Source organism: Pantoea deleyi (assembly GCF_022647325.1).
GTDB lineage: Bacteria > Pseudomonadota > Gammaproteobacteria > Enterobacterales > Enterobacteriaceae > Pantoea > Pantoea deleyi.
This window is the reverse complement of the sequence record NZ_CP071405.1, coordinates 2,359,379-2,386,250: the sequence shown is the minus strand read 5'-3', so window position 1 is coordinate 2,386,250 and position 26,872 is coordinate 2,359,379. Positions and strand designations below refer to the sequence as shown.

The window sequence follows — 26,872 nt, the reverse complement described above, 5'->3', positions numbered from 1 at the left end:
TCCATGCTGAATATTCTGTTTGCCGTGCTGACCAGCCGCCTGGCGTGGGGCTTCGTCGGTATTACTGCGCTCTCCTTTATTATCTGGGTGATTGGCCCGGTGTTCTCGATCGTCGATTCGCGCCCGCTGGAGCCGGAGCAGAACCGCATGATCAGTATCGCGCTGCTCTATCTGGTGTGGGGCCTGGGACAGGCGATCCCGCGGCTCTATAACTTCTGGCTCAACCGTAAGCTGATGTCGAGCCTCGAAACCGGCAAGAGTGATGCGCCGGACGCCGACCGTCAGCGGCTGACCAGCGAAGAGCAGGTACTGGCAGGGCGCTTCTCGGAGGCCACAGAGATGCTGAAAAAGGCGCACTTACAGCGCCACAGCAGCAAAGGCCGCCCGTTCTGGGCGCAGCGCTTTGGTCGCCAGTATCTCTATCAGCTGCCGTGGTACATGATTATTGGTGCACCCGGTGCCGGTAAAACCACTGCGCTGGTTAACTCGGGCCTGCAGTTTCCGCTGGCGGATAAGTTCGGCAAATCGGCGCTGCGCGGCATCGGCGGCACCCGCAACTGCGACTGGTGGTTCACCAATGATGCCGTGCTGCTGGATACCGCCGGGCGCTACAGCACCCAGGAGAGTCAGCAGGATCGGGATGCCAGCGAATGGCACCATTTCCTCGACCTGCTGCGTAAATATCGCGGCCGTCAGCCAATCAACGGCGTGATCGTCACGCTGAGCGTCTCTGACCTGCTGAGCCAGTCGCCTGAGGCGCTGCGCAACCAGGCGCTGGCGCTGCGTCAGCGGCTGATGGAGCTTCACGATCGTCTCGGCATTCGTTTCCCGGTCTATGTGCTGGTCACCAAGGCTGACCTGCTCAAGGGCTTCCGCAGTTACTTCGCCTCGCTGGATAAAGCCCAGCGCGAGCAGATCTGGGGGTTCACTTTCCCGTGGGCGCAGGCGTCAGCCGCCGACTTTGAGCTTAATAGCCAGTTCCAGCAGGAGTATTCGCTGCTGCAACAGCGGCTCGATGCCGGACTGGCCGATCGGCTGCTGGTAGAGAGCGATCCCCAGGCCCGCGCCGAAAGCTACCTCTTCCCGCAGGAGTTCGCGGCGCTGCGACCGCTGCTGGCCGAGGCGCTCGACACGCTGTTTGCCCGTTCCGATTTCGAAACGCAGTTTGCGCCGCGCGGGATCTACTTTGCCAGCGGCACGCAGGAAGGCCTGCCGTTTGACCGGGTCATGGGTGAGCTGAACCGCGCGCTGAATCTGCCGGGTCAGCAGGCGGGCGAATCGGGCAGCTGGGATCAGGTCGATAAAACGTCCCCGATTCCGCAGAACAAAGGACAGAGCTTCTTCCTGAAAGGGGTGCTGGAGAATGTGATTTTCCAGGAGTCCGGGCTGGCAGGCAGCAACCGCTGGTGGGAGCTGCGCAATCGTGCGGGCCTGTGGTCAGGCTATCTTGCCCTGCTGGTGCTGTTACTGGTGGCGGGCGCGCTCTGGCTGACCAGCTACAGCAAGAACAAATCCTATCTGCAGGAGATGGCGGCCAAAACGCCGCAGGTGGAGCAACTGGGCGACCAGCTCCAGCAGCAGGTCAATGGCGATCTCTTTGCGCTGGTGCCTTATCTCAACACGCTACTGCACCTGCCGGAGAGTGCCGATTTCTCGCTGGACTCACCGCCGCTGACGCGCCGGATGGGGCTGTATCGCGGCACGGAAGTCAGCGATGCGACCCGCGCCCTCTATGAGAAAGCCCTGAAGCAGCTCCTGCTGCCGCAGGTGGCACAGAACATCACCCGCTGGCTGCGGGCCGACAACGGCAGCGACGCGGACTACAGCTATGAAGCGCTGAAGGCGTATCAGATGCTCTATCAGCCTAAGCACTACGATGGCAAATTCCTGCAGGCCTGGCTGATGCTCAATCTGTCGCGTGAGCTGCCGCAGAACGTGACCCAGCAGCAGGTGAAGCAGCTGGCGTGGCATCTGCAACAGCTGCTGGAGACGCAGATCCACGCCTCACCTTATGCGAAGGATGAGACCCTGATTAAGCGCGAACAGGCGCTGATTAATCAGATGCCGCTGTCACAGCGCGTCTATGGCCGGCTGAAGCGCCTGTTGCAGCGCAGCGATACGCTGCAGACCGTCACGCTGGCGTCGCTGGGCGGGCCGCAGAGCGAGCTGGTCTTTTCGCGCAAAAGCGGTAAATCGGTGAATGACGGGGTTGCGGGCCTCTATACGCCGGAGGGGTACTGGCAGCATGTGGACAGGCAGATAGCGCCGGTCACGCAGGCCCTTTACAAGGACGATCTCTGGGTACTGGATGGTGCGGCACCTGCGCAGAAAAGCGAGCAGACCGATCTGGCCGTGCGCCAGCTCTACGTACAGGACTACATCCGTCAGTGGGAGCAGTTCCTGAGCGACATTCAGCTTAACAGCAGCGCCGACCTCTCGCAGCGCATCAACACCGCACGTCTGCTGTCCGGCAATCACTCGCCGCTGCGCCAGCTGGTGATCAACCTCAGCCACTTGCTGACGCTGAACCGGGCGCAGCCGGATGAGAAAACCGCTCAGGCGGCAAAGCCTTCGGATAACAGCGCCACCCGTACGCTTGAAGCGCTGTTCACCTCACCCGACGCCGCTGTCGCGCGTGGACAGGCCGCCAGTCAGGCCGCGCCGGAGCAGGCCGTGGCCGTGCACTTTGCACCGGTCATCGAGCTGGCCCAGCCGCTGCAGCAGGGCAGCAAGGTGCTGGCGGTGGATGATTTCCTGCACCAGATCGATGATCTCTATCGCTATCTGACGGCGGTCCAGGATGCCGCGAACAGCGGGATGCCGCCACCGGCCAGCGATGCCATCAGTCGTCTGCAGGCCAGCGCCGGTCGCCTGCCGGGTTCTCTGCAGAATATGGTTTCCAGCATGGCGGTGGGGGCCAGCAGCGATGCCCAGCGCCGCGACATGGATAACGTCCGCAAGCGCATCACCATGGAAGTGGGCAGTTTCTGCCGCCAGGCGATCGCGGGTCGCTATCCACTGGTTCGCTCCGCCCGCAGCGAAGTGACACCGGACGATCTGGCCCGGATGTTTGCACCGGGCAGCGGCATGATGGACAGTTTCTTCCGTGACAACCTCGCCAGCAAAGTGGATACCACCAATGCTGCGTGGCGCTTTACGCCGGGTATCGACGGCAAGAGTCTGCCGGGCGGCGAAGCGCTGCTGCGTCCCTTCCAGCAGGCGCAGTCGATCCGGGATGCCTTCTTTGCCAACGGCGCCACCACGCCGGGCTTCCGCGTCACGCTGCGCACCGTCAGGATGGACAATGAGATCCTTAACCTGACGCTGGATGTTGACGGTCAGATCCTGCGTTACAGCCACGGGCCGCAGGCCGTGCAGATGGTCAGCTGGCCCGGTCCGGGCGGCACCAGCCAGGTGCGGATGCAGCTTGGCCTGACCAACGGCACCACCTCCACGCTGGTCACCAGCGGCCCCTGGGCGCTCAATCGCTTCTTTGACCGCGCCCGCGTCACCACCGCCGGAGGACTGACGCGCGACGCCACGTTCAGCGTGGAAGGCCATCAGGTCACGCTGTCGTTCACCCCTGGCAGCATCCGTAATCCGTTCCAGCTTCCCGGCTTTAGCTGCCCCTGAAACAGGACCCGACAATGACTCATTACGCTGCACCCTGCTGGTACGGCAAACTGCCCAGTGCGGGTGACTTTGTGAAGCGCCGTTTTCCTGACGTGATCTATCGCCAGTGGTCCAGCTGGTTTCAGGTGGGTCTGCACCACTGGCAGAGCAATCAGGAGAGCGATAACGCGCCGTCGCGCCCGTTTCTCAACGCGCCGGTCTGGAATTTTGTGGTGCCCCCGATGCTGGGCAGCCAGCTGATCCAGATGGGCTGCCTGATCGCCGCGCGGGACAGCGTCGGACGTAACTATCCGCTCTGCGCGCTGCGGTATTTTACCCCCGCAGAATGGTCGCCCGCGCTGCTGGCCCGTTCGGGTGACTGGTATCAGCAGGTGGGGAATACACTGCTGCGGGTGGTGCAGGGGGGCGGATCGCCGGAACAGCTCGACCAGGCACTGCTCAGCATTCCGCAGCCGCAACCGCCGGAGGAAACCGGTGAGTCCTCAGACATTCTCAACGTTATCGGGCATGGCGATACCCCGTCGACCCTGAACTGGACGCTGCCGGGCGAGAATTTCGATCCGCAGTTCTACACCAGTTTCTGGTGGACCAATCAGAGCGACGGTTTTCCGCTCTATACCCAGGTCCACAGCGGCAACTTCACTGCCCAGCTCTTTTCCCTGCTGTTCGATCCGGCCGGTGGAGCAAAACCTGGCCGTAACGGACTTTATCCCCCGATGTTTGAATCCTGAGGCGACGAGCGTGACGATGAATATGGAAACTTTGCTGGCGCCGATCAGCGATGACAATCCCGGTGGCGACAACCTGGAATACGATGCCGATTTTCAGGCGATGGAGCAGGCGAGCGCCGGTAAAGCGGAACAGCAGTTTGGTGACACGATCATTCCGGCAGAACCGGCCGACTGGAATAAAGTCGAGAAGCTGGCGGTCGCGCTGCTGGGCCGCAGCAAGGATTTGCGGGTAATGCTGACGCTGACCCATGCCTGGACCGAACTAAAGGGATTACCGGGTTATGCCCAGGGCCTGAAACTGATTGAACAGGCGCTGCTGCTCTACTGGGAACCGCTGTGGCCCCGGCTGGAAGAGGCGGGCGAAGCGGATCCCTTCTTCCGCATCAATGCCCTGGCCTTGCTGGGCGACAAATCTGCCCTGAGCGGCGCGGTGCGCCAGAGCTGGCTGCTGCGCTATCCTTCTGACGGCATCACGCTGCGCGATGCTGCCGCCCTGTGCGACGGCAGTAAAACGGAGGTGACCGATTATCCCGGTGGCCTGCCACGTCTGACCGACGAACTGGCGCGCGCCAATCAGCCGGGCATCGGGGCGGTGCTGCAGATCCATGAGCGGCTGCAGACCATCTGCGAAACCGTGGCTGAACGGCTGGGTGACGCGGCGGTGCCGGAACTGGCGCTGCTGCGCCGACAGATTGCCCTGATCGCCGAACGCTGTCAGGCCACCGACCTCAGCACACTACTGCCCGCAGCGACGGCGGAACCGCCCGCAGAGACCGCACCCGCAACAGCACCGGCAGCGCCCCGCGCGGCCGCTGACTGGCGCAGCGTGCAGATTGGCTCCCGCGCCGATGCGCAGCTGATGCTGGAAAAAGTGAAGCTCTATTTTACCCAGCATGAGCCGAGCCATCCTGCACCGCTGATGATCGACCGCGTTCAGCGCCTGATCGAGCGCGACTTTATGGAGATCATCCGCGATCTCGCGCCTGATGGCGTACACCAGCTCGAAACGCTTTTCGGACGTCGCGACTAAGGCGTCACCCACTCACACAGCAGGACCTGCGCGCCTGCTGTGACACGTTATCCGCGCATCATTGATGGAGAAAACCATGGCAACAAGTAAATCCAGTGGGCAGAAGTTCATTGCCCGCAATCGCGCACCCCGCGTTCAGATTGAATATGACGTGGAAATTTATGGCGCGGAACGCAAAATCCAGCTGCCGTTTGTGATGGGCGTGCTGGCGGACCTGGTCGGGAAACCGCTGGAGCCGCAGCCCGGCATCGACGAGCGTAAGTTTCTGGAGATCGATATCGACAACTTCGATGAGCGCATGAAAGCGCTGAAGCCGCGCGCGGCGTTTCAGGTCGACAACACCCTGAACGGCGAAGGCAAGCTGAACATCGATCTCACGTTTGACAGCATGGATGACTTTTCGCCGGATGCGGTGGCCCGCAACGTCGAGCCGCTGAACACGTTGCTGGAAGCACGCACCCAGCTGGCAAACCTGCTGACCTATATGGACGGCAAAAACGGGGCAGAGGAGCTGATTGGCAAGGTTCTGCAGGACCCGACGCTGCTGCAGGCGCTGACGCATCTGCCTAAGCAGAATAACGCCACTGACGATAAGGAGCCGCAGGCATGACGCAGAGTTCACAACAGTCGCAGTCGCAGGACGCGGTCAGCTTCAGCCAGGATGAGTTCAGCGCGCTGCTGAACAAAGAGTTCCGGCCAAAAAGCGATCAGGCGCGCGCGGCGGTCGAAAGCGCGGTGAAAACCCTGGCGCAGCAGGCGCTGGAGAACACCGTCACGGTGTCCAGCGATGCGTATCGCACCATCCAGGCGCTGATTGCCGAGATCGACGAAAAGCTCTCTCAGCAGGTCAATCAGATCATTCATCATCCGGAGTTTCAGTCGCTGGAGAGCGCCTGGCGTGGCCTGAGCTACCTGGTCAACAACACCGAAACCGACGAGATGCTGAAAATCCGCTTTATGAGCATCTCCAAGCAGGAACTGGGCCGCAGCCTGAAGCGCTACAAAGGTGCGAGCTGGGATCAAAGCCCGCTGTTCAAGAAGATTTATGAGCAGGAGTATGGTCAGTTCGGTGGCGAGCCGTTTGGCTGCCTGGTCGGCGATTACTACTTCGATCACAGCCCGCAGGATGTCGAGCTGCTGGGTGAGATGGCCCGCATCGGGTCGGCCGCGCACTGTCCGTTTATCACCGGCACGGCACCTGAAGTCATGCAGATGGAGTCCTGGCAGGAGCTGGCGAACCCGCGCGATCTGACCAAGATCTTCCAGAACACCGAGTACGCCGCCTGGCGCAGCCTGCGTGAGTCGGAAGATGCACGCTATCTGGGCCTGGTGATGCCGCGCTTCCTGGCGCGTCTGCCCTACGGGATCCGCACCAACCCGGTCGACAGCTTCGACTTTGAAGAGCAGACAGACGGCGCCGATCACAGTAACTATGCCTGGAGCAATGCGGCGTACGCGATGGCCGCCAACATCAACCGCTCATTCAAAGAGTATGGCTGGTGTACCGCTATCCGCGGCGTGGAGTCGGGCGGGGCTGTCGAAAATCTGCCGTGTCATACCTTCCCGAGCGATGACGGTGGCGTGGACATGAAGTGTCCGACGGAGATCGCCATCAGCGATCGCCGTGAAGCCGAGCTGGCGAAAAACGGCTTTATGCCGCTGGTGCATCGTAAGAACTCCGACTTCGCCGCCTTTATCGGTGCGCAGTCACTGCAGAAGCCGATGGAGTATCACGACGCCGATGCCACCGCCAATGCCCGTCTGGCCGCGCGCCTGCCTTACCTGTTCGCCTGCTGCCGCTTCGCGCACTACCTGAAGTGCATCGTGCGTGACAAGATCGGCTCCTTCCGCGAGCGGGATGAGATGGAACGCTGGCTGAACGACTGGGTAATGAATTACGTCGATGGCGACCCGGCTAACTCCTCGCAGGAGACCAAGTCACGCAAGCCGCTGGCGGCTGCCGAGGTCAATGTGGAAGAGCAGGAGGATAACCCGGGCTATTACGCCGCGAAGTTCTTCCTGCGTCCGCACTACCAGCTGGAAGGCCTGACCGTTTCGCTGCGTCTGGTCTCCAAGCTGCCGTCACTGAAAAATGATAATGCTTAAGGGCTGAACAGGATGCGTGGTGTCCGGGGCGACCGGGCATCACGCAGTCTCTGCGGATGGCAAGGTGTGACGCTCTGCACACTGCCATTTGCTGAGCTGTCACCCTGATCTGATTTTAATATGCTAAGCGGGTTTTTCTGTATTCAGCCTGGGTTGTTTCTGCGATGAGAAAGCTTGTAAACGCCGTTCTGTCTATTCATTCAGGAACGGCGTGGCCACAGATTCAGGCGATGGCAGATAAACGTAAACAGATTAATGAATCTTTTTACGTATTAGCCTGTTCAGCATAATAACAAAGGCTATGCAGGCAGCAATAAAGAGCGCTTTACCCGCAAGTAAGCCTGAAGAGCAGGCGTTAACGCTTCCATAACGGGCAACCAGATAGATTGAGCTTACAAGATCAACAATGGCATAAAGAGAGATCAGCGATAACAGGGTTATCAGGAAAACTGAGAAGACCTTTTTCATCTCTATTCCTTCCATGAATATTTAATGTGCCGGGCGACTATATAATATTGATCATGGCGCTGTCCATAAAATGGGCACCTTACAAAGCGTAAAACAGTGCGTTATCCGGTTATTGATGTTTTCGCACTATAAATGCATATCTATTTTGTCCGGTTAATGACCGGCAATACGAATTCTGAAATATGGTTTATGACGATATTTCAGAAGCAAGGCAAAGGTAAAATATGGACTGTTTTATTCAGCCCCATGCTTTTCTTTTTGCCATATCCTTGCTTTTTTGAAAGCAATAATCGCAACCAATAAAGAGTGAAAGATAATGGCTATTGATATGTTTATGAAGGTTGACGGAGTCACCGGCGAATCGAAAGATTCAAACCACACCGGCTGGACTGATATCACCTCTTTCTCATGGGGTGCTTCTCAGCCAGGCAACATGTCTGTGGGCGGCGGCGGCGGTGCCGGTAAAGTTAACTTCAACGACCTGCACGTTAACGCGCTGATCGACAAATCCACCACGGCGCTGCTGAAGAACTGCGCCAGCGGTAAGCATCTGGCAAAAGTCGAACTCTCTATCTGTAAAGCAGGTGGTTCTCAGGTTGAGTACGCACGTATTACTCTGGAAGATGTGCTGGTGACCGCTGTGAACTATAACGGTTCCGACAACGGCGATACCCTGGGTATGACTTACTCCTTCCAGGCTTCTAAAGTGAAACAGCAGTACTGGGAGCAGAGTTCCTCCGGTGGCAAAGGCGCAGAGAGCAGCGCGGGCTGGGATATCAAAGGCAATAAAGAAGCGTAATCTGATACGCCCCTGTCAGGGGCGTATCTTGAGTTATCTGAGTAATTATTTTTCGCATACATTTAATTGCAAAAGGAGATTGTGATGACAGTAAAAAATTCTGTTGAGCCAGGTTTTTGTGTGGTCCAGCGGCCGGGAAGATTGACTGAACAAGCTATGTGGCTCTACGGCACTCGCAATATGCCTGCCGCGAATTTTTTTTTGCAATTAAATGCCGATGTTACCTGGGCTAAGCCGGGGCAGATTCTGGTTGTTGCCGATCCTAATGGAAACAATCATCCAGCAGCGATGCAAACGCTGGATGAAGCAAAAAAAAGAACTAACAATAGTGTTACTCATCTGACAGTTGATGAGGCAGATTTCTTCAATCGCCATTATGCTGCAATTGCTGCTATTACCAATTTTATGGATAAAGCTTCAGGTATCATCGGCGATGCGGGTGAACGCTATTTCAATGAAATTGGCAAGAAACTTGTCGCTATTGAGAATGCCTACCGTAACCAATATCTGACGTCAGGAACATTGTTCGGGCAGCAGTTTTTTATCGAGCGGAAACGCCTGTTTGGTGAACTTGAAGTACTACTGAATCGTTTATCCCGATTTATGCTGAATTTGCGCCCCTATGAAAAGATTAAGCATGCTTTAAACCTTTCCAGCTCCTCTATTATCCATGACTGGCAAACTGCTGGCACAGGAGTTATAAGCGGTTATTCGACCTATGTAGATAGTGCAGCCAGAGCAGCGAAATTTATGAAAATGGGTGGATGGGTTTCAATAGGATTTAGTGCTGTGAATACAACGAATGAGGTTTATCACAGCTGTACCACTGAAAGAGAAGATGAATGTTCTAAAGTAGCGGTGAAAGGGTATTCTCAGTTTGCAGCAGGCACGACTGCAGGTATCCTGGGCGGCGCGGCGGCGGGGGCAATCGCAACTTCCGCCTGCGTAGCACTGGGTGTTGCAACCGGAGGCATAGGTGCGTTAGCTTGTGGAATAGTCGGATCCGCTGCAGGGGGTTTTGGTGCTGCTAAGCTGGGTGAAAAAGGGGCAGGTATTTTGATGGATAAGATTTTATGAGTTCGTATGATTTTTTTATGTATGGCAGTTCGATTTTATCTGTTTTGGTCATTCTTCTGCATGTCTATGCTGCGTGGCTTTTTAGAGTTAATCGAAAAGCGTATCAGGATTTTATCGATCTTTATCAAAATGCTGGCTTGCAATTAGACTTAACCACGAAAGTTGCAAATCATTTGGGGTTCTATGCTAATTATCAGAAGTTAGCCTTTTTCATGAATCTCAGGAAAGGGCGGAAAATGCGCTTTTCTAAATCTGAAAATGTCAGCATAAAGGCTTATGAATTTGTACAAAAACAACCTAAAGAAAAAATGGTTTGGATGGAAAAGACGCTCTCTCTTTACCAGTTTACTTACTTTCTGACAGTTGTCTGGGCTGTTTTTATGGCTATTTTTGTTTATTTATTTAACTGAAGTTATGGATAAGGTTTTATGACATGGCCTTGCATTTTGATTGCTATTTCAATTATGTCTTTTCTGAGTTCGATTGCTTTACAAGTTGTAGGCTACATAATATTCAGAAAAAATGTTCAAAACTATGAATCATTAATTAGCGAGTTTCGCAAAAGAAGATTGGATCTTGATTTCAGCACTCAGGTTAGCTCCTTTTTCAGTCCATCGTTCCATCCCTTAAAAATTTCCTGGTTTGCACGGTTGTATAAAGGCGTCAGACTAGACCACAAACGCCATCAGAGGGTCAGCAGGGAAACATATGAATTCATACAGTCTTTGCCTGAAAACAAGATTATCTGGTTAGTCCGTCTGCATCATCTGAATATGGTTGCTGGTGTCATGATGACAGGGGGCGGCATAGATTTTATTATCTGGCGCCATTTTTTAAACTGATGATTTTTTTAATTCCGGGTAAGAACTAACCGCGACTTCATAGATGAACGTGCAGTTTTATTGCCAGCTTTAAAATAATGCGATTAATGATATGAGCAGGAAGGATGACCTTTTACAACTTCGTGATGTATTTAATTATTTTCCTTTTTATTCTGGCAGGGCTATTACACCTCTGTGCTGCCTGGTATTTTAAAAAATGAGGGCGTTTATCGTCTTTTCCTGCAGAAGTATCTGCGACGAGGACTGCAGCTGAATTTAATGACTAAGGTAGCCAGTTATTCTGGTTTTTATACTAATTGTCAGAAGGTTTTTTTTCACGAGTATCAAAAAAGGAAAGGCGATGCGTTTTACCCGCACTGAAAATGTCAGGGTGAGGCGTATGACTTCGTTCAGCAACAGCCTGCTGAAGTTACAGCGTGGATGTGCAGGATTCGGGTGCTTTACCAGATAACTTTCACCATCACCTTGATATGGCTGACGCTGACGTCTCTGTTTGTTTATGTGATGAATTAATGACGACTTATTTTCTGCCCGATAGAACCGTGCTGCCCTGAATATGTCCCGGTTAAAACTGTTTACCCATCAATATCTCTGCGCTCCCTATACCCCGCGCCTTTCCCCGAGAGGTGCGCGGTATAGATGCCGAACCGCTAACCGCAGGAATCCGTTATGCGCTTTACGATAATAACGACCAAACCCGGCCAACAGCCGCCGCAGACTCACTGTGACTTCTTTCCGCCCGGCGGTACGATTGGACGCGGCGTGGATAACAATCTGGTGCTGCCGGATGATGACCGGACACTCTCCCGCCTTCAGGCGATTGTGCACATCACCGCAAATGGTGAGTGCCGCCTGACCAACCGTGGCAATGTAACCCGCGTGCTGCTCAACGACATTCCGCTGGAGCGCGGCCGCCAGGTTGAGCTGCAGGATGGGGACATTCTGGGCATTGATGATTATCAGCTGCTGGTCAGCGACCTGAACAGCGCGTCGCAGCCGCAGGTGGAAAGGGCAGTTCCGCGTCCCGAGGCGATCCGGCCCGCAACAGTGGCTGATGAGCCACCCGTGGAAAAAGCCGCCACGGCCGCGATTCCGAGTGAAATCTGGGACAGCCTGGCAAAAGAGTTTTCGATCTCGGACGATCTCTCTAAACGCAAACCGGTGCCCGAAAAGCCGGAGGGGAATCCCCTGACCGCGCCAGCCTCGCCGGATCGTAATCCCGAAGATCCGCTGGCCCAGTTGGTGAACGACGCGCCGCTGGACTATGGGCAGCAGCCGAAAAATCGCAGCCTGTTTGATGAAGGCGATGCGCTGTTTGCGCAGCAGGGCATTTTCGACGATCGGACGCCCAGCGCACTGTCGGCTCAGCAGAAAACCGCAGCGCAGCAGCCCGACAAACCCGCCGCTGAACTGGACCCGTTAAGCCTGTTCGACGGTGAAAGCAGCACCGATGCGCGTAACCAGGACGATCCCCTGGGTCTGATGATGGGCAACGCGGTGCCGCTGGCTCAGCCCGAGCCACCCGCAGCGAAACCGGCGACGCCTCAGCCAGCGGCGACGCCCGAACAGTCTGCCGCACGTTCAGCAGAGCAGCCGCCTGCCAGTCTGAACGAAGCAGAATCGCCATTATTCAGCTTCAGTGAACCTCACAATCCGCCATCTGACGCGGATAACCCTTCTCAGCCCCAGGCGCCGGAGCCGCTGCCGCCGATCGATGAAGAGCGCGCCGTCCCGGCGGAGGCTATCAATCCGCAAAACGACTATGGCGGAATAACGCTACCCACGCCGCAGGCGGTGCAGCGCACGCCAGCGCCGACGCCGAAAGGGCGTCTGCGTATCGATCCGGTCGCGTCCGGTCACCAGCCTGCCGCTGCCGTGGCGCCATCGGCACCGAGCCAGAGCAGTGGCGATGCCCTCAAGGGTGAACTGCTGGATGCGCTGCTGGAGGGGATGGGCCTGCGCGATCTGCAGCCGACCCCCCAGTTCGACCGCGAACAGATGCTGCAGTTTGGTCAGATGCTCAGCATGTTCTCCCAGGGCACGGTCGCGCTGCTCTCGTCGCGTTCGATCCTCAAGCGCGGCGTCAAAGCCGACATGACGGTGATCCTCGACGACGCCAACAACCCGTTCAAACTGCTGCCATCGGGCAAGACCGTGTTAATGCAGATGTTCGGCAGCCGGATGCCGGGCTTCATGCCGCCGCGTCAGGCGGTGCGTGATGCGCTGATCGATCTGCAGGCGCACCAGCTGGGGATGATCGCTGGTATCCGCGCCATCATCGCCTCGATGCTGCAATCCTTTAACCCGGAGCAGCTGGAGGAGGAGGCGCGTCAGGCAGGTTCGGTATCCCGTATCGGGCTGCCGGGCAGCCGTAAAGCGGCGCTGTGGGAGCATTTTGTTCAGCGCTACGGCGAGACGGCGGGTGAGATCGAAGACGATTTCCACACCCTGTTTGGCGAAGCGTTTCTGCACGCCTATGACCTGGAAGTCAATCAGTACAAAGACTCACAAACCCACACGGATGACGCATGAATATCACTATTGCCTCGACGTCGAATCAGGGCGATCGCACCAGTAATCAGGACCAGATCGGTGATGTCATCGGTCAACGTTCCGCCTGCTTCGTGGTGTGCGATGGGGTGGCCGGCTTTCCCGGTGGCGAGATCGCCGCATCGATAGCCCGCAGCAGCCTCCTGCAGGCGTTTGACGGGGATGCGCATCTGGATGCGCAGTCAATTCGCCGTTACGTCAATCACGCGAATCACGCTATCCGGCAGCAGCAAAAGGTCAGCAGCGAACACAGCCGCATGGGCACCACGCTGGTCAGCCTGTTTATCGACCGCGACTACCATCTGGCCTGCTGGGCCCATGCCGGTGACAGCCGCCTCTATCTGTTCCGCCGCGGCTACCTCTATCTCGTCACCACCGACCACAGCCTCGTACAGCAGATGAAGGATGCCGGACATCGCACCGACGGCATCAACAGTAATCTGCTCTATTTTGCTCTGGGAATGGGCGATGAGCAGCGCGACGCCAGCTACAGCGACGTGGTCAGTATCGAAGATGGCGACGCCTTTTTACTCTGCACGGATGGGTTCTGGCACGGCGTGACGCTGGAGCAGATGCAGCAGTCGCTGCACATGGTGAATACGCCCGCAGAGTGGCTGACGCTGATGCAGCAGATCATTAAAAACGACCAGCCGGATCAGGGGCAGCAGGATAATTTCAGTGCGCTGGCCGTCTGGATTGGATCGCCTCAGGACACCACTTTACTGCACTCGCTTTCTGAAGCGGCGCAGTTTTTCCCTCTGCGAGATTGAGAACGCCAACATGAAATATGGATTAGTGGCTCTGGCTGCGTTGCTGCTCAGCACGCAGGTTTATGCTGAAAACTATCGCATCGTCCAGTCCCCGGCACAGAAGCTCGATGTCTGGATCGATGATGTTAAAAACAATCAGCTCTCCAGCTGGTGTAACGGCACCGTCAATCTGCGGATCGTTACCCTGGGTGAAAAAGATGCCGGGGTGCTGAAGGCGTTTCTGCCACGGGTTGCCGGCCTGATGGCCTCCCAGTGTAAACCGCTGCAGACGCTGCACTGGCAACTGACTGACGAGCAGGGCACTGAGATTGCCACAGGCAGCGCCGCCCGCGCCCAGCAGTGGAAAACGGTGGTAACTCCGGCCGCACCGCAGACCCCGCAACAGCCCGCTGCCGCTGCTGACCCCTTACTCAACGCCGCGCAGGCCGATACCTCCCCCTGGCTGCAGTTCAGCCTGCTGGATGGCTGCCATTTCCGGACCTGGTGGCAGCATCCGGCCCAGGGCAGCGCGCTGTTTATCCCGGCGAAGCAGGGCGTGACCTGCGGTGCCGATGGCTGGCTCAGCGGCCACAGCAGCCTGACCCAGCAGGGCAACGGCGCGTCAGCCGCAACCGGCGTCACCTTCCTGCAGGGCTTCCCGGTTTCGGGACTGAGCACGCAGTTACCCACCGCTGAACTGCATATCACGACGGTCAACAGTGAGCGCATGGTGCTGGGCAACGAGAAGTCTCCGGATAGCTGGCTGGTCCTGCCGTTCAGTTCCCGTTTCAATGGCTGGCAGGCGACACGGCAGGTGGTGGTACAGATGCCAGCCAGCGAGGCGGCCGATCAGAGCGAGCTGCAGGCGCGTCTGCAGGAAGTCCGCAAGGTCTGGTCACCGTGGATCAGCGGTGATACCGCGCTGAGCGTGCAGCTGGTGGAAAAACTGCATCCCGAACTGAAAGATCCCGCCGCGGCGGTCTATCGCACCGTTAACTGACGCAAAGGAGTCTGCATGCAATCTCTGCAACATCAACTGGCCACTGCCACGATCGGCGAAACGCTCGCTGAGGTCACGCGTCAGATTCAGGCCAGTCCGGCCGATGCCGATCTGCGGGCCGCCTTTGTGCAACTGCTCTGCCTGGCAGGAAACTGGTCGCGGGCGCAGACGCAACTGCAATCCTGGCTGGCGTTAAGCCCGCAGGCTCAGCCGACGGTTAATCTGCTGCAGCAGGCGATTGCCGGTGAGCAGCAGCGCGAGGCCGTGCTGCGCGGCGATGCAGCGCCGGTGCTGCCGGGCAGCGCCTGGACCTGGTGCGACACGCTGCTGGCCGCCCTGAAGGCGGACGCGGCGGGTGAGGTCGCGCGCGGTCAGGCAGTGCGGGTCGAGGCGCTTGACCTGGCCGCCGCCAATCCCGGCACGATCACGCAGCAGGATCAGCCGACGGCGTTCAGCTGGCTGATGGATGGCGACAGCCGCTTCGGGCCGGTCTGTGAAGTCATAAATCAGGGGCGCTACTACTGGCTGCCGTTTGCCGCGATCCGTGAGATGCAGTTTCAGGCCCCCGCCAGCGTGACCGACCTGGTCTGGCGGCATACGCGGATACAGCTGATCGATGGCAGCGAACAGGTCTGCCAGATCCCGGCGCGCTATCCGCTACGGGCAGAAACGGACGAACGTTTCCTGCGCGCCAGCGCCACCGAATGGCTGCCGCTGGGCGACAGCAGCGATCAGTTCATCGGCCAGGGACAAAAAATGTGGATCAGCGATAGCGCTGAGTTTTCACTGCTGAACCTGCAGCAGGCAGTATTCGATGAAGCCGGAACGGCCGATGAGTCATGATTCAGGCGCGCATAACGACGGCTATGCTCAGCTGCACGGCGGGTTCCGCGCGCGCAAAAAGCGTGATGCGTTAACCGCCCGCGACAAGCTGCAATCCTCTCTGCTGGACCGCCTGACCGACAACGCGCCGGATAAGGCGCAGGAGGCGGACAACAGCATGTTGATCACCCACAGCACGCTGCGCCGTCACGTCCTGCGCGATCTGCAGTGGCTGTTCAACACCATCAACAATGAAGCGCAGCAGGATCTCAGCGGCTTTGACCAGGTGCAGCGCTCCGTCTGGAACTTCGGTGTGGCGCCCCTGGCCGGGCAGAACGTCTCCGACCTCGAATGGCAGGATATGCAGCGCAAAATGACCAACGCCATTCTGCACTTCGAACCGCGGATCCTGCCGCAGGGGCTGCAGGTGCGCTGCATCAGCGATCTCGGCTCCCTGAGCCTGCACAACGTGCTGTCGATTGAAATCAAAGGACAGCTCTGGTGCGTGCCTTATCCACTGGCGTTTCTGTTTCGCACCCAGGTTGACCTGGAGAGCGGCCACTTCGAACTACAGGATGCAGGATAATCATGGACAGCAATCTGCTTGACTACTACAACCGCGAACTGGCCTACCTGCGCGAGATGGGGGCAGAATTCGCGACGCGCTACCCCAAAGTGGCGGGTCGTCTTGGTATGCACGGAATCGAGGTGGCCGACCCCTATGTCGAACGCCTGATGGAGGGCTTTGCCTTCCTGACGTCGCGCGTACAGCTGAAGATGGACGCGGAGTTTCCGCGCTTCTCACAGCGCCTGCTGGAGATGATCGCGCCTTCATATCTGTCGCCCACGCCCTCAATGGCGATTGCGCAGCTCACGCCGGACAGCCGCAAAGGGGATATCACCCAGGGCTTTCGCGTGCCGCGCGGCACCATGATGGAGAGCCAGAACCTGAAAAAGACCGGCGTGACCTGCAGCTACACCACCGCGCACGATGTGGTGCTGCATCCGCTGCGGATCAGCGAAGCCACGCTCGGCGGCGTGCCGGCGGATCTCCCCTCCGGTGAACTGAAACTTTCCGGCCTGGGCGCGGCCAGCGCACTGCGTATCCGGATCAGCTGCGACGGGATATCGGCGCTGAGCCAGCTCAACGTCAGCGACCTGATGCTGTTCCTGAGCGGCCCGGATATTCAGGCGCTGAAGCTGCTGGAACTGCTGATGCAGCACCGGGTCGGCATCGTGCTGCAGTCGGTCGAAAAGCGCCCACAGCGTCAGATTCTGACGGATGAGGCGCTGCAGCAGGAGGGCTTTGCGCCCGAACAGGCGCTGCTGCCTGACGATCTGCGCAACTTCGACGGCTACCGTCTGTTGCAGGAGTACTTTGCATTTCCGGCCCGCTTCCAGTTCATCAGCCTGGGCGAGCTGGCGCCGTTCCTGCGCCGCTGCGACAGCGCCACAGCGTTCGACATCATCATCCTGCTCGACAAGGCCGACAGCGCCCTTGAAAGCGTGGTGGACAGCTCGCATCTGGCGCTGCACTGCACGCCGGTCATCAACCTATTTCCCAAAACCGCCGAGCGCCTGAAAGTCAGCGACAGCCAGCATGAATACCATCTGGTGGTCGATAACATCCGGCCACTGGATTATGAGGTGCATTCGGTTCAGCGGCTGTTCGCCACCGTCGAGGGCCAGCGTGAAGAGCAGGTCTTCCGTCCGTTCTGGAGCACCTTCAGCGGCGATGAGGGCGACTACGGCGCTTACTTCTCGCTGCGCCGTGAACAGCGCACCCTGTCAGATCAGGCGCAACGCTACGGCACCCGCACCGGCTACATCGGTTCAGAAGTCTTTCTGTCGCTGGTGGATGAACACCATGCGCCGTGGCGCGACGGAGTACGTTACCTCTCGGCCGAGGTGATGTGCACCAGCCGCGATCTGCCGCTGATGCTGCAGCAGGATCAGGGCAATTTCGTCATGCCGGACTCGATTCCGGTGGCGGAGCTGAAGCTGTGCAAAGGGCCGACGCCACCGCGCCCGGCGCTGGCCGAAGGGCTCTCCGCGTGGCGGCTGATCAGCCATCTGCAGATGAACTATCTCAGCCTGATGGACAGCCGCGAGGGTGAGGGCGCGGCGGCGCTGCGCCAGCTGCTGAGCCTCTATGCGAACCTCGCCGACGCGCCGGTTGCCCGCCAGATCGACGGCATCCGCCACTGTACGCTCAGCGCGGTTAACCGCCGCGTGCCGGAACCTGGCCCGGTGGTGTTTGCGCGCGGCGTCAGCATCCGCCTGGAAGTCGATGAGCAGGCGTTTTCCGGGGCCAGCCCGTGGCTGCTCGGCAGCGTGCTGGAGCGGGTCTGCAGCCGTCTGGTAGCGCTGAACAGCTTCACCGAGTTCACGCTGAACAGCCAGCAGCGCGGCGAGGTGGGCTACTGGCCACCGCGCATGGGCCGGAAAGCGCTGATATGAGTCACGAAAAGGTCACGCCACTACCACGGCTTACCCGCCTGCCGGAGGATTTCTGGCAGCAGCTGATGGCCGCGCCCTGGCGCTACGATCTGTTCCAGCTGCTGCGGCGGCTGGATGCGCAGGGCGGACAGCGCTATCCGCTGGGACGGGCACCGCTACCGAAGTTTGAGGCCGTGCGTATCGGCCAGACGCCCTCGCTGGCGTTTGCGCCCGCCGCCATCGCCAGCGCCGCCCCGCGTGACGAGGCGGGGCGTCACGATCTGTCGATCTACAGTTTTGGTCTGTTTGGCCCCAATGGCCCGCTGCCGACCCATCTGACCGAATATGTCCACGAACGCATCGTGCATCATCAGGATCACAGCCTCTCGGCGTTCGCTGACCTGTTTCATCATCGCGCCACGCTGCTCTTCTACCGCGCCTGGGCGGATGCGCAGCCGACCGTGTCGCTGGATCGCCCCGACGACCGGCGCTTCCTCAACTACCTCGCCTGCCTGGCGGGGATAGGATTACCGGCCCAGCAGCAGGCCAGCTCGCTGAGCCTGCATGCCCGCCTGATGCTGGTGGGGCACCTCAGCCGTCACGGTCATGATGCGGAAGGGCTGGTGCGCATCCTGCGCCACTACTTTGGGGTACCGGTCAGGCTGACCCAGAACCTGCCGCACTGGCTGACGCTGGATAGCCGCGATCAGGCCCGGCTGGGCGCAGGCCGCCACATGCCGCGTCTGGGTGCCTCGGCATTTCTCGGTGTGGCGGTGCGCGACGTGCAGCATCGTTTTCGCCTGCACCTTGGGCCACTCAGCGCCGCACAGTATGCCCACTTTCTGCCGGATGCCCCTGGTGCGCAGGAGCTGCGCGACTGGGTGCGTCACTACCTCGGCATCGAAATGCAGTGGGATCTCAGCCTGATCCTCGCCGCTGACGACGTGCAGGGCGTGGCGCTGGGCGGCACCGCGCGACTCGGTTACACCAGCTGGCTGGGGCAGACGCCGCAGCCACAGGATCGTGAAGATTTTATGTTTGAGGTTGAGGCCGCCCCGCGCTGACTCAACCGCTTTGCCCTTACACAGCCTGCGTCTTTCATTGAAGAGAGCCCCCTATGTCAGAAATCAGCCGTGCCGTACTGTTCGGCAAACTGGATACGCTGTTATTTACCTCGCTGGAAAGCGCCACCGCCTTTTGCAAACTGCGCGGCAATCCCTATGTTGAACTGGTGCACTGGCTGCATCAGCTGATGCAGCAGCAGGATGGCGATTTACAGCAGGTCATCACACATTTTTCACTGGACGAAAAGGCGCTGACCCAGGATATCGTGGCCGCTCTTGACCGTCTGCCGCGCGGCGCCAGTGCGGTCTCCGACCTCTCCGAGCATATCGACAGCGCCGTCGAGCGGGCGTGGGTTTACGCCTCGCTGAAATATGGCGCGACCCGCATTCGCGGCGGCCATCTTCTCGTCGGCATCCTCAAAACCTTTAACCTGGCCAGCGTGCTGAAAGGCATCTCCGGCCAGTTCAGTCGCGTCAACGCCGATGCCCTGCTGGCGGACTTTGATGCGCTGCTCAGCAGCAGCAAAGAGGCGCAGCAGGCGCTGAGCGCCCCGGCAGAGAGCGCAGGCGCGCCGCCTGCGGCAGGGGGCAGCACCCTGCCGCAGTATGGGCAGGATCTGACCGCCCGCGCCCGCGACGGCAGGATCGATCCGGTAGCCGGACGTGATGATGAGATCCGCCAGATGGTGGATATCCTGATGCGCCGCCGCCAGAACAACCCGCTGCTGACGGGCGAGGCGGGCGTCGGCAAAACTGCCGTGGTCGAGGGCCTCGCGCTGCGTATCGCGGCGGGTGACGTGCCTGCGCCGCTGCGCGATGTGCAGCTCTGGCTGCTGGATATCGGCCTGCTGCAGGCCGGTGCCGGGATGAAAGGGGAGTTTGAGGCGCGACTGCAGGCGCTGATTAATGAGGTTCAGTCCAGCCCGACGCCGATTGTGCTGTTTGTCGATGAGATCCACACCCTGGTCGGTGCGGGCGGTCAGCAGGGCACCGGCGATGCCGCCAACCTGCTGAAACCGGCCCTGGCGCGCGGCCAGCTGCGCACCATCGGCGCCACCACCTGGGCGGAATATAAGAAGTATATCGAGAAAGATCCGGCGCTGACCCGTCGCTTCCAGACCGTGCAGGTGCAGGAGCCGGATGAGGCCAGGGCGATCCTGATGCTGCGCAGCACCGTCAGCGCACTGGAGAAGCATCACCAGGTGCTGCTGCTGGATGACGCGGTCACGGCGGCGGTAAAACTGTCGCATCGCTACATTCCGGCGCGCCAGCTGCCCGACAAAGCGGTGGCGCTGCTGGATACCGCCTGCGCCCGGGTCGCGGTCAGTCAGGGTGCACAGCCGGCGGCGCTGGAGGATTGCCTGCATCGTCTGGCCGCACTGGAGATTGAAGCGGAGATCGTCGCGCGTGAAATCCGGGTCGGCCTGGGCGATATTTCCCGCCAGCAGGCGATGGCAGATGAGCGCCAGACGCTGGAGGCCGAACGGGATGCGCTGGAACAGCGCTGGCTGCAGGAGCGTGAGCTGGTTGAGACGCTGATCGCGCTGCGCGCGCGCTGCGTCACCGAAGATGACCCGGCGCTGCGCGAACAGCGCGACGCCACGCAGCAGCAGCTTACGGCGCTGCAGGGTGACGCGCCGCTGCTGTTTGCCGCCGTCGATGCAGGCGTGGTGGCTGCCGTGGTATCAGACTGGACCGGCATTCCGCTGGGCCGGATGGTGAAGAATGAGATCGACGCCGTGCTGAATCTGGCGGACACGCTGAACCAGCGCGTCATCGGACAGCGTCACGGTCTGGAGCTGATTGCGAAGCGGGTACGCACCACGCGCGCGCGCCTCGATAATCCCGACAAGCCTGCAGGCGTCTTTATGCTGTGCGGCCCGTCCGGCGTCGGTAAAACCGAAACGGCGCTGGCGCTGGCGGAGTCGCTCTACGGCGGCGAGCAGAACATCATCACCATCAACATGAGTGAATTCCAGGAAGCGCACACCGTGTCCACGCTGAAAGGCGCACCGCCGGGCTACGTCGGCTACGGGGAAGGCGGCGTCCTGACCGAAGCGGTGCGCCGTCGCCCCTACAGCGTAGTGCTGCTGGATGAGATTGAGAAAGCGCATCCCGATGTGCACGAGCTGTTCTTCCAGGTGTTCGATAAAGGCTGGATGGAGGATGGCGAGGGTCGCCACATCGATTTCCGCAACACCATTATCATTCTGACCTCGAACGTCGGCACGCAGTTGATCAGCGCCATGTGCGCCGATCCGGAACTGATGCCCGATCCCGATGCCCTCAGCACCGCGCTGCGTAAGCCGCTGCTGGAGGTCTTCCCGCCTGCGCTGCTGGGCCGTCTGCTGGTGGTGCCCTATTACCCGCTCAGCGATGCGATGCTGGCGGAGATTGTCCGGCTGCAGCTGGCGCGCATCGTGCGGCGTCTGGCCGACAACCACGGCATTGAGGCGCAGATCGATGAGTCTGTGGTCAGCCAGATCGTCCAGCGCTGCACCGAGGTGGAGTCGGGCGGTCGCATGGTTGACGCCATCCTCACCAACACGCTGTTACCGCAGATGAGCCAGATACTGCTGAGCGCCCACGCCCGCGATGAACGCTATCGCCGCGTAGATGTGCGCTGTGAGCAGGGCGAATTTGTCTGCCAGTTTGCTGTTTAAAGCCGTTAGCTATCAGAGAGTTTTCGAATATGTCGGAACATGATCAACCCCTGAACGTCCCCAACGCCCTGCCGCTGGGTTACCGCTTCAATGAATTTGAAATCAAAGAGGTCATCGGCGGTGGCGGCTTCGGCATCGTCTATCGCGCCTGGGATCACCAGCTGGAACGCGATATCGCGATTAAAGAGTTTATGCCCGCCTCGCTGGCGGTGCGCAGCGATGACCTTAACCTCGTGCTGCGCAGCGAACGTTTCAGCAAAACCTTTCACGCCGGACTTAACAGTTTCATTCAGGAGGCGCGACTGCTGGCGCGCTTCAACCACCCGAACCTGCTGCATGTGCTGCGTTTCTGGGTGCAGAACGACACCGCCTATATGGGCACCGTGTTCTACAGCGGCACCACGCTCTCCAGCTTCCGCGAGCGCAATCCGCAGTCGGTCAATGAAACCTGGATCCGTCGCCTGCTGCCGCCGCTGCTGGGGGCGATCAAAACCATCCATGAAGCGGGTTATCTGCATCGCGATATCTCGCTGGATAACATCCAGATCCAGAGCAGCGGCGAGCCGATCCTGCTGGATTTCGGGTCGGCCCGGAAAACCATCGGAAACCTGTCCGATGAGAGCGAGACCATGCTGCGTCCCGGTTATGCGCCGATTGAACAGTACAGCGACAACGACGAGAGCGAGCAGGGCGCATGGACCGATATCTACGCGCTGGGCGCGGTGCTGCATACCCTGATTACCGGGGCGCCGCCGCCGGTGAGCGTGGTTCGCAGCATCGAAGATAACTATCAGCCGCTGGTGCAGCGCCGTCTGGCGGGTTACTCCGCATCGCTGCTGAGCGCCGTCGATCGCGCGCTGGCGCTGAAGCCGGAAGATCGTCCACAGAGCATCGATGATTTTGCGGCGCTGATGGCGCTGCCGGAACGCGAACCGGAACCACTGCTAAGCGCCAGAATCAGCGGGCCGGGCACCATGCTGGTGCCTGTCGAAGAGGAGGTGGTCAGCAAACCCGACTCGCCGTTGAAAACATTGCTGGGACACCGGTTTGCGCTGCCGGGCCTGGTTGCCGCGGGCGTGCTGGTGGGCCTCTGCGCGGGGCTGCTGATGTCAGGCGGCCATCAGGCGACGCCACCGGCGGAAACGGCGCAGAACGATGCGCCTGCCGCCACGACGACACCGGCCAGCTCTGCGGTTACCGCACCGCCAACCCAGACGGACGAACCCGCAGAGACGGTCGCCAGCACCCCGGTTCAGCGTGCCGAGACTACCCCTACAGCCACACCGGAACCGGAGCCGCAACCGGCACCGCCAGCCGCGCCGGTCGCGCAGGTCTATATCCGCCTGCAGCAGGGTGAGCGTGTTCAGGTGAACGGTCAGCCGCAGGCGCTGGTGCCAGCGGTAAACGGCTTTGCCACGCTGCAACTGCCACCGGGTAGCTACACCTTCGCCATCAGCGGTCAGAACGGCACCCGCCAGCAGACGCTGACCATCAGCGAAGAAGGCGTCTGGTTGCTCGATCCACACAGTTAAAAGTCAGGGATTACTTATGTTCTCACGCATTACTGCACAGCTGCCGGCGGACGGCCTGCTGTTCCACACGCTCAGGGGCACCGAAACGCTGTCGCGTCCGTTTGTGCTCACCGCCGAACTGCTCTCCACCGACGCGCGCATCGACCGTCACGCCCTGCTGGGCCAGCCGGTGACCTTCACGCTGCCGGCCGGCGGCCTGATGAGTGCGCTGAACCCGCGCTACCTCAACGGTAAAATCACCCGTGTCGCGGTGCGCAGCCAGGAGCTGAGCGGCACCCGCTACGCGCTTTATGAGCTGACGGTGGAGCCGGACCTGTGGCCGATGCAGCGCGACCGCAACCTGCGCATCTTTCAGAGCCAGACGGTGCCGCAGATAGTGCAGACGCTGCTGAAGGAGTACGGCGTGAACGTCGAGACGCGCCTGGCGGGCAGCTACCGGGTGTGGGAGTACTGCGTGCAGTATCAGGAGAGCAGCCTGGACTTCATCAGCCGCCTGATGGAGCTGGAGGGGATGTACTACTTCTTCCGCCACGAGGCGGACAAACATACGCTGGTGCTGTGCGACGCGCCGGACCAGCATCAGGCGTTTCCGGGCTACGAGACCATCGCCTATCACGTCACCCCGTCGGGCGGCGTGGTGACGGAGGAGGGCATCAGCCAGTGGTCGCTGGCGGAGAGCGTGACGCCGGGCATCTACAGCACCGACGACTACGACTTCCGCAAGCCGAACGCGTGGATGCTGCAGGCGCGGCAGAACCCGGCGTCGCCGGTGCCGGGCTCGGTGGACGTCTACGACTGGCCGGGTCACTTTGTCGACCACAGCCACGGCGAGTCTTACGCGCGCATCCGTCAGGAGGTGTGGCAGGCGGAGCACCACCGCGTCAGCGGGTCGGGCACGGCCACCGGCATTGCGCCGGGCTTTACCTTCTCGATACTCAACGCGCCGCACTTCAGCGACAACGGCGAGTACCTGGTGACCTCTGCCACCTATGACTTCGCCGAGAACCCCTACGCCAGCGGCGACGGCGGGGCAAGCCGCCACAACATTGACTTCACGGTGCTGCCGTCGTCGGTGACGTACCGCACGCCGCCGGAAACGCCGTGGCCGAAGACGCACGGCCCGCAGACGGCGAAGGTGGTGGGGCCGAAAGGCGAGTCCATCTGGACCGACCGCTACGGGCGGGTGAAGGTGAAGTTTCACTGGGACCGGCTGGCGAAGGGGGACGACACCAGCTCCTGCTGGGTGCGCGTCTCCAGCGCCTGGGCCGGCCAGGGGTTCGGCGGGGTGCAGATCCCGCGCGTGAACGACGAGGTGGTGGTGGACTTCATCAACGGCGACCCGGATCGTCCGCTGATTATCGGCCGCGTGTATAACGAGGCGAGCATGCCGCCGTGGGCGCTGCCGGCGGCGGCGACGCAGATGGGGTTTCTGAGCCGGTCGAAGGATGGCACGGCGGACACTGCAAACGCGCTGAGGTTTGAGGATAAGGCGGGTGAGGAGCACCTGTGGATCCAGGCGCAGAAGAACATGGATACGCATGTTAAAAATGACGCCAGCCATTCAGTTGCTAACAATCACAGCCATTATGCGGGCGGCAATGAACTCTACCGCGTTGAAACGAACCGTGTCCACGGCGTTAAGGGAGGCGAGGAACGGCTGACCGGTAAGGGTAAGCTTGACGCGGTCGTTGATACCTACGTCGTGGGTTCAGGGACAAAACTTCGCCTTGAATGCGGAGAAAGCGCCATCGAACTCAATGCCAGCGGCCAGATTAATATTGTCGGCAAGGGGTTCAATATTTTCGTGCAGGGTGATGGCCATATCACCACCTCGGGCGGAAAACTGAATCTGAACACGGATGACGCAAAACCTGGCACAAGCGCACCGGGATCCAGTCATAAACAGAACATCAGTCAGGCGGTAGAGAACCTGTTCCCGCCGAAGCAGAAAGGGCAGGCGGCACCTGCTGCGCCAAAGGCTGCGGCGGCCCCGGCGACAGGGGCGGCTGCGCCCAAAAATGGTGATAACTTTTCCACTATTTCACCAATAATTTTAAGGCATGAAGGTGGTTATGCAAACCGTGCTTCTGATAAGGGTGGTCCTACAAATCATGGTATTGCCTGGAAAACGTGGAAAAAATATTCAAAAGAGGATCTTGGCGTTGAGCCAACCTTAGAAAATCTGAAAAAAATCACTCCAGAGCAGGCTGAGATTATTTATAAGAAAAGGTACTGGGATCCAAGCGGTTTTAATGATATCAAAGACCCTAAATTAACGTTGATGTCCTATGACTGGAGTATTACCTCTGGCGGTGCAGGTAAGCAGATTCAAAAACTTCTGAATAGTCAATATGGACAGAATTTGAAGGTTGATGGAGTGATAGGACCTGATACAATTTCTGCTATGAATAGTGTAGAGGATTCAGGTAAGCTAACTAATAGTATTGCTGAAATCAGAAAGCAATATTACACTAATCTGACCATATCTGACCCTAAAAACTTACCTAACCTTAACGGCTGGATAAACAGGGTTAATGATTGTCTGGATTTTAAAGGTTAACAGAATGAATAAAATTAGATGCATTATGGCGGTTTTATTATCAGTCTCTTCATTGTCTTCGTTTGCTTCTGATAATTTTACTGGTAACTGGAGCGGTCAGGAAAAAAATAATAACGGGTCGTTATACTCGACTTTGACGTTAAAATTAAAGCAACATGACAATAAGGTAACCGGAACTTATTGTTATGTTACCCGAAGTGGCAATAGAATTGATTGCCCTGAGGATAATAAAAATGAAAACGTCAAAGGTACGGTGAATGGAAGAAATGCTTTAATTTATTTCGATTCAGCTTTTGGCGGAGTAAAAGGCAAGGCAAATTTAGAAATTAAAAGTAATAATGTATTGTGGAAGTTGATCGAAGATCCTCGTAATGGGGAGTTTTATGCCCCTAAAACCTACACACTCAATAAAGAGGTGAGTCAGGAAAATTTAAAGTCAGATATGAAAGTCTTTTCAACATCTGATTTCACTGTCACTTTGTTGAATGGCTGTGGGAGTTTTTATACTGCATGCGATAAAGTTAAGTACCTGGGTCTCAGGAATAAAGATGGAAAACAAATTACTCTTGAAGGTAAGACCACACAGTCTATTGGATCAAAAAAAGCCGATGGAATGATTTTTAATAATAGCGGTGTCGATTACATTGTAAGTTTTAATCCGCTTATGTTGAAAGTAGTGCAGGGAGAAAAAACTCTTGTGGCGCAAGCTGGTAAATGGGAATGATGATTTTCATTTTTTAAACTAAATAAATAAAGCTTATAATGCTATTTATTGATGTTATGGTTTTATCGGGTGGTCATAATTTT

20 protein-coding genes are annotated in these 26,872 nt (G+C 58.6%); 19 read left to right on the top strand and 1 reads right to left on the bottom strand.

Annotation, left to right across the window (positions count from 1 at the left end; genetic code table 11):
* The first annotated feature begins 3 nt into the window (after positions 1 to 3).
* The 5 genes from tssM to tssC all read left to right on the top strand — a co-directional run bounded on the left by tssM (position 4) and on the right by tssC (position 7,500).
* Entirely contained in the window at positions 4 to 3,633 is a 3,630-nt protein-coding gene (tssM, locus tag J1C59_RS11230; protein WP_128085555.1) for a type VI secretion system membrane subunit TssM, read from the top strand.
* Between the two features lie 14 nt (positions 3,634 to 3,647).
* Positions 3,648 to 4,364, top strand: a complete 717-nt coding sequence (gene tagF / locus J1C59_RS11225) for a type VI secretion system-associated protein TagF (RefSeq protein ID WP_128085556.1) — start codon at positions 3,648 to 3,650, stop codon at positions 4,362 to 4,364.
* Between the two features lie 16 nt (positions 4,365 to 4,380).
* Positions 4,381 to 5,394: a type VI secretion system protein TssA gene (gene tssA, locus J1C59_RS11220; protein WP_140917278.1), complete on the top strand. Its 1,014-nt coding sequence runs from the start codon at positions 4,381 to 4,383 to the stop codon at positions 5,392 to 5,394.
* Positions 5,395 to 5,470: 76 nt separating this feature from the next.
* Positions 5,471 to 6,004 carry a type VI secretion system contractile sheath small subunit gene (gene tssB, locus J1C59_RS11215; RefSeq protein WP_111140779.1) on the top strand — a complete coding sequence of 178 codons (534 nt, stop codon included), beginning with the start codon at positions 5,471 to 5,473 and terminating at the stop codon, positions 6,002 to 6,004.
* Positions 6,001 to 7,500, top strand: coding sequence for a type VI secretion system contractile sheath large subunit (gene tssC, locus J1C59_RS11210; protein ID WP_140917277.1), 1,500 nt, complete (start codon positions 6,001 to 6,003; stop codon positions 7,498 to 7,500). Before tssB ends, tssC begins: the two co-directional genes overlap by 4 nt.
* Before the next feature lie 252 nt (positions 7,501 to 7,752).
* Here tssC and J1C59_RS11205 read toward each other — a convergent pair whose 3' ends face one another.
* Positions 7,753 to 7,968: a hypothetical protein gene (locus J1C59_RS11205; RefSeq protein WP_128086478.1), complete on the bottom strand. Its 216-nt coding sequence runs from the start codon at positions 7,966 to 7,968 to the stop codon at positions 7,753 to 7,755.
* A 316-nt stretch (positions 7,969 to 8,284) separates the two neighbouring features.
* On the opposite strand from J1C59_RS11205, the gene J1C59_RS11200 reads away from it, so the two are divergent.
* The 14 genes from J1C59_RS11200 (at position 8,285) to J1C59_RS11135 (ending at position 26,789) form a co-directional block, all read left to right on the top strand.
* The gene (locus tag J1C59_RS11200) at positions 8,285 to 8,767 is read left to right on the top strand and encodes an Hcp family type VI secretion system effector (RefSeq protein WP_010246100.1); all 483 of its coding nucleotides are present in this window, start codon (positions 8,285 to 8,287) and stop codon (positions 8,765 to 8,767) included.
* Between the two features lie 84 nt (positions 8,768 to 8,851).
* Positions 8,852 to 9,844 carry a hypothetical protein gene (locus J1C59_RS11195; protein ID WP_128086479.1) on the top strand — a complete coding sequence of 331 codons (993 nt, stop codon included), beginning with the start codon at positions 8,852 to 8,854 and terminating at the stop codon, positions 9,842 to 9,844.
* The gene (locus tag J1C59_RS11190; RefSeq protein WP_128086480.1) at positions 9,841 to 10,254 is read left to right on the top strand and encodes a hypothetical protein; all 414 of its coding nucleotides are present in this window, start codon (positions 9,841 to 9,843) and stop codon (positions 10,252 to 10,254) included. Before J1C59_RS11195 ends, J1C59_RS11190 begins: the two co-directional genes overlap by 4 nt.
* 1,101 nt (positions 10,255 to 11,355) lie before the next feature.
* Positions 11,356 to 13,218 (top strand): type VI secretion system-associated FHA domain protein TagH, encoded by a 1,863-nt coding sequence (gene tagH, locus J1C59_RS11185; RefSeq protein ID WP_140917276.1) that lies wholly within the window; start codon positions 11,356 to 11,358, stop codon positions 13,216 to 13,218.
* The gene (locus J1C59_RS11180) at positions 13,215 to 14,006 is read left to right on the top strand and encodes a PP2C family protein-serine/threonine phosphatase (RefSeq protein ID WP_128086481.1); all 792 of its coding nucleotides are present in this window, start codon (positions 13,215 to 13,217) and stop codon (positions 14,004 to 14,006) included. Before tagH ends, J1C59_RS11180 begins: the two co-directional genes overlap by 4 nt.
* 10 nt (positions 14,007 to 14,016) lie before the next feature.
* A complete protein-coding gene (locus J1C59_RS11175) occupies positions 14,017 to 14,985 on the top strand; it encodes a hypothetical protein (RefSeq protein ID WP_128086482.1) in 969 nt (322 codons plus the stop codon).
* Positions 14,986 to 15,000: 15 nt separating this feature from the next.
* Complete coding sequence (locus J1C59_RS11170; protein ID WP_140917275.1) at positions 15,001 to 15,828, top strand: type VI secretion system accessory protein TagJ; 828 nt, start codon at positions 15,001 to 15,003, stop codon at positions 15,826 to 15,828.
* A complete protein-coding gene (tssE, locus tag J1C59_RS11165) occupies positions 15,818 to 16,393 on the top strand; it encodes a type VI secretion system baseplate subunit TssE (RefSeq protein WP_128086923.1) in 576 nt (191 codons plus the stop codon). The genes J1C59_RS11170 and tssE overlap by 11 nt, the downstream gene beginning before the upstream one ends.
* A 2-nt stretch (positions 16,394 to 16,395) precedes the next feature.
* A complete protein-coding gene (gene tssF / locus J1C59_RS11160; protein ID WP_140917274.1) occupies positions 16,396 to 18,267 on the top strand; it encodes a type VI secretion system baseplate subunit TssF in 1,872 nt (623 codons plus the stop codon).
* Positions 18,264 to 19,310, top strand: a complete 1,047-nt coding sequence (tssG, locus tag J1C59_RS11155) for a type VI secretion system baseplate subunit TssG (protein WP_140917273.1) — start codon at positions 18,264 to 18,266, stop codon at positions 19,308 to 19,310. Before tssF ends, tssG begins: the two co-directional genes overlap by 4 nt.
* Before the next feature lie 53 nt (positions 19,311 to 19,363).
* Positions 19,364 to 21,973 (top strand): type VI secretion system ATPase TssH, encoded by a 2,610-nt coding sequence (gene tssH, locus J1C59_RS11150; RefSeq protein ID WP_140917272.1) that lies wholly within the window; start codon positions 19,364 to 19,366, stop codon positions 21,971 to 21,973.
* 29 nt (positions 21,974 to 22,002) lie between these two features.
* On the top strand, positions 22,003 to 23,505 hold the full coding sequence (locus tag J1C59_RS11145) for a serine/threonine protein kinase (protein ID WP_140917271.1): 1,503 nt from the start codon (positions 22,003 to 22,005) through the stop codon (positions 23,503 to 23,505).
* A gap of 16 nt (positions 23,506 to 23,521) precedes the next feature.
* Complete coding sequence (gene tssI / locus J1C59_RS11140) at positions 23,522 to 26,065, top strand: type VI secretion system tip protein TssI/VgrG (protein ID WP_140917270.1); 2,544 nt, start codon at positions 23,522 to 23,524, stop codon at positions 26,063 to 26,065.
* A gap of 4 nt (positions 26,066 to 26,069) precedes the next feature.
* The gene (locus tag J1C59_RS11135) at positions 26,070 to 26,789 is read left to right on the top strand and encodes a hypothetical protein (RefSeq protein ID WP_242281325.1); all 720 of its coding nucleotides are present in this window, start codon (positions 26,070 to 26,072) and stop codon (positions 26,787 to 26,789) included.
* The last annotated feature ends 83 nt before the right edge of the window (positions 26,790 to 26,872 follow it).

Coding starts and splice junctions, on each gene's coding strand:
- J1C59_RS11205 (WP_128086478.1), bottom strand. CDS start 7,968: ATGAAAAAGGTCTTCTCAGTTTTCCTGATAACCCTGTTATCGCTGATC.
- J1C59_RS11170 (WP_140917275.1), top strand. CDS start 15,001: ATGCAATCTCTGCAACATCAACTGGCCACTGCCACGATCGGCGAAACG.
- tssI (WP_140917270.1), top strand. CDS start 23,522: ATGTTCTCACGCATTACTGCACAGCTGCCGGCGGACGGCCTGCTGTTC.
- J1C59_RS11175 (WP_128086482.1), top strand. CDS start 14,017: ATGAAATATGGATTAGTGGCTCTGGCTGCGTTGCTGCTCAGCACGCAG.
- J1C59_RS11180 (WP_128086481.1), top strand. CDS start 13,215: ATGAATATCACTATTGCCTCGACGTCGAATCAGGGCGATCGCACCAGT.
- J1C59_RS11135 (WP_242281325.1), top strand. CDS start 26,070: ATGAATAAAATTAGATGCATTATGGCGGTTTTATTATCAGTCTCTTCA.
- J1C59_RS11200 (WP_010246100.1), top strand. CDS start 8,285: ATGGCTATTGATATGTTTATGAAGGTTGACGGAGTCACCGGCGAATCG.
- tssA (WP_140917278.1), top strand. CDS start 4,381: ATGAATATGGAAACTTTGCTGGCGCCGATCAGCGATGACAATCCCGGT.
- tssG (WP_140917273.1), top strand. CDS start 18,264: ATGAGTCACGAAAAGGTCACGCCACTACCACGGCTTACCCGCCTGCCG.
- tagH (WP_140917276.1), top strand. CDS start 11,356: ATGCGCTTTACGATAATAACGACCAAACCCGGCCAACAGCCGCCGCAG.
- tssC (WP_140917277.1), top strand. CDS start 6,001: ATGACGCAGAGTTCACAACAGTCGCAGTCGCAGGACGCGGTCAGCTTC.
- tssM (WP_128085555.1), top strand. CDS start 4: ATGCTGAATATTCTGTTTGCCGTGCTGACCAGCCGCCTGGCGTGGGGC.
- tssF (WP_140917274.1), top strand. CDS start 16,396: ATGGACAGCAATCTGCTTGACTACTACAACCGCGAACTGGCCTACCTG.
- tssH (WP_140917272.1), top strand. CDS start 19,364: ATGTCAGAAATCAGCCGTGCCGTACTGTTCGGCAAACTGGATACGCTG.
- tagF (WP_128085556.1), top strand. CDS start 3,648: ATGACTCATTACGCTGCACCCTGCTGGTACGGCAAACTGCCCAGTGCG.
- J1C59_RS11145 (WP_140917271.1), top strand. CDS start 22,003: ATGTCGGAACATGATCAACCCCTGAACGTCCCCAACGCCCTGCCGCTG.
- tssB (WP_111140779.1), top strand. CDS start 5,471: ATGGCAACAAGTAAATCCAGTGGGCAGAAGTTCATTGCCCGCAATCGC.
- J1C59_RS11195 (WP_128086479.1), top strand. CDS start 8,852: ATGACAGTAAAAAATTCTGTTGAGCCAGGTTTTTGTGTGGTCCAGCGG.
- tssE (WP_128086923.1), top strand. CDS start 15,818: ATGAGTCATGATTCAGGCGCGCATAACGACGGCTATGCTCAGCTGCAC.
- J1C59_RS11190 (WP_128086480.1), top strand. CDS start 9,841: ATGAGTTCGTATGATTTTTTTATGTATGGCAGTTCGATTTTATCTGTT.